This is a genomic window from Lactococcus muris (genome assembly GCF_042849115.1).
In the GTDB taxonomy this organism is placed as follows: domain Bacteria; phylum Bacillota; class Bacilli; order Lactobacillales; family Streptococcaceae; genus Lactococcus; species Lactococcus muris.
In genome coordinates, this window is the sequence record NZ_BAAFQO010000045.1 from 1 (window position 1) to 1,780 (window position 1,780).

The following is a 1,780-nucleotide window of genomic DNA, read 5'->3' on the forward strand; positions in this document are numbered from 1 at the left end:
TGTAACTTTTGATGGGTCAAGCACGACTGCATCAGCTGGAAGTTTAGCTTTTTCCTTTTCCTCATCTGTTGTTGCAGTAGCGAATTTAGTACCTTCTGGTGCTGTAACTTCTGTACCATTAGGCTCTTTATCCATAAATTTAGGTGCTGCAACTTGAGCATCTTCACCAATAACTCCTTCTACTGGTGTGTAAACTGGCACATAAGAATCTGCCACAGGAGTTGTTGCAAGCAATGAATCAAGTGCCAATGCATTATCCAAGCTCTTTGTATTTGTACCTTGCTCAAAGACAGCTACTGTGAAGTTTGTTGGACCTGTAAGATCATTTGGAATTGTATAAGATGTTGAATCTGCTGGCGCAAATGTGCCGTCAACTGTTGATACAATCGTTACTGGGTCACCAACAGCTACACCATCTCTGAACCACTGAACTTGATACTCACGTGATGGCAATAGTCCACCGATAGTCGCTTCAACCTTATCCCCTGCAAAGGCATTGTGATCACCACTTGCATCGTAGTTCAAAGCATCAATCATTGGTTGTGGTGCCATGATAGCAAAGTTGATTGACTTAATGTTATAAGCTGGATCAACCATTGTGAGGAATTTGTCAGCTGGATTTTGGAAAATGTTTGATGGGAAAGCGTTGCTCCAAACATTGTAATTATCAATCAACGGTGTTACATACATATAATCTTGATTGATATGACGATGTTTTTGACCAATTGTGCCGTTCCAAGCCATCAAGTTAGTGTGGTTTACATCTGCATCACTTACCAACTTGCCATATTCTTCATCAGTGATTGTATGTGAGATGCTTAAACCACTGTTTTGTTTTGTGGCGCTGATACCGTAAAGCCCTCTAAATGGAATGTAGTACCAACCGTTTGCATCAACTGTTCCGACTACTGTCTCAGCGATATGTGAGCCAACACCGTTTGCTTCTTGGTAAGCTTTAATAATCTCAGCTTGAGCTTGACGCATATCTTCTACTTGGTAGCCTTTATGCGCTTTCTTCCATGCATCCAACTGGCGTGTAACTTCGTCGTTCAAGTATGAAGCTACAATTTTTGTACCTGTTGCTTTGACATCGTTACCGTCATTAATCCATTGGTTAGCTAAAGAACCAGCATAATCACCGTTTTCAAACCAAGCATAACCGCGAAGTGCACCATAAGCGCCTTGGTCTGCCCATTCACCGCTTGCATTAGGTGATTTTTCCCATTGGTCTTCTGGTTTCACCAACCATGTATCTTCTCCAACCTTATCTTGCAAGATAACTTGGCCGTTAACGATACGGTTGACTCCAGCAGTGAAGTCCCATGATTCATTGTTACGGTTTGTACGGGTGTGGAAACCATAGATTCCATCACCTTGTTTAACAACATTGTACTTTGCAGGGTCAGGATTGTTAATCCAAGTTCTAATTGCGAATTTACCGTCACCAGCTAACTCGAACTTGTTGCCATTTTCTAATTCTGGATGATCCAAGTTGATGACAAATGTCCCGTCAGCTTCAGATGTTGTGTAGTAAATTTTAGAAACGTGTCCTTTACCATTTACCCATTGTAAATACACTTTGACACCGGCCATTGGAATATCGCCACTGCCAAAACCATTCATTGCTGTACCTGTTGTTTGTAGCCAAGCTTTACCAGCATAGCTCTTCTTAGCCCCTTGAACACCTGGGCTATAGACAGCATTCTTTTCTAACTCCTCTTGTAAGCCTGCTGAAACTGGTGTGTTTGGATCACCTGGAGTGGCTTCAGTTGCAGCTCGA

At 42.1% G+C, this 1,780-nt stretch carries 1 pseudogene; it reads right to left on the reverse strand.

Annotated elements, in window-relative coordinates:
- Positions 1-1,780 (reverse strand): annotated as a pseudogene (locus ACGHCK_RS11405) (Rib/alpha-like domain-containing protein); the annotation flags it as partial.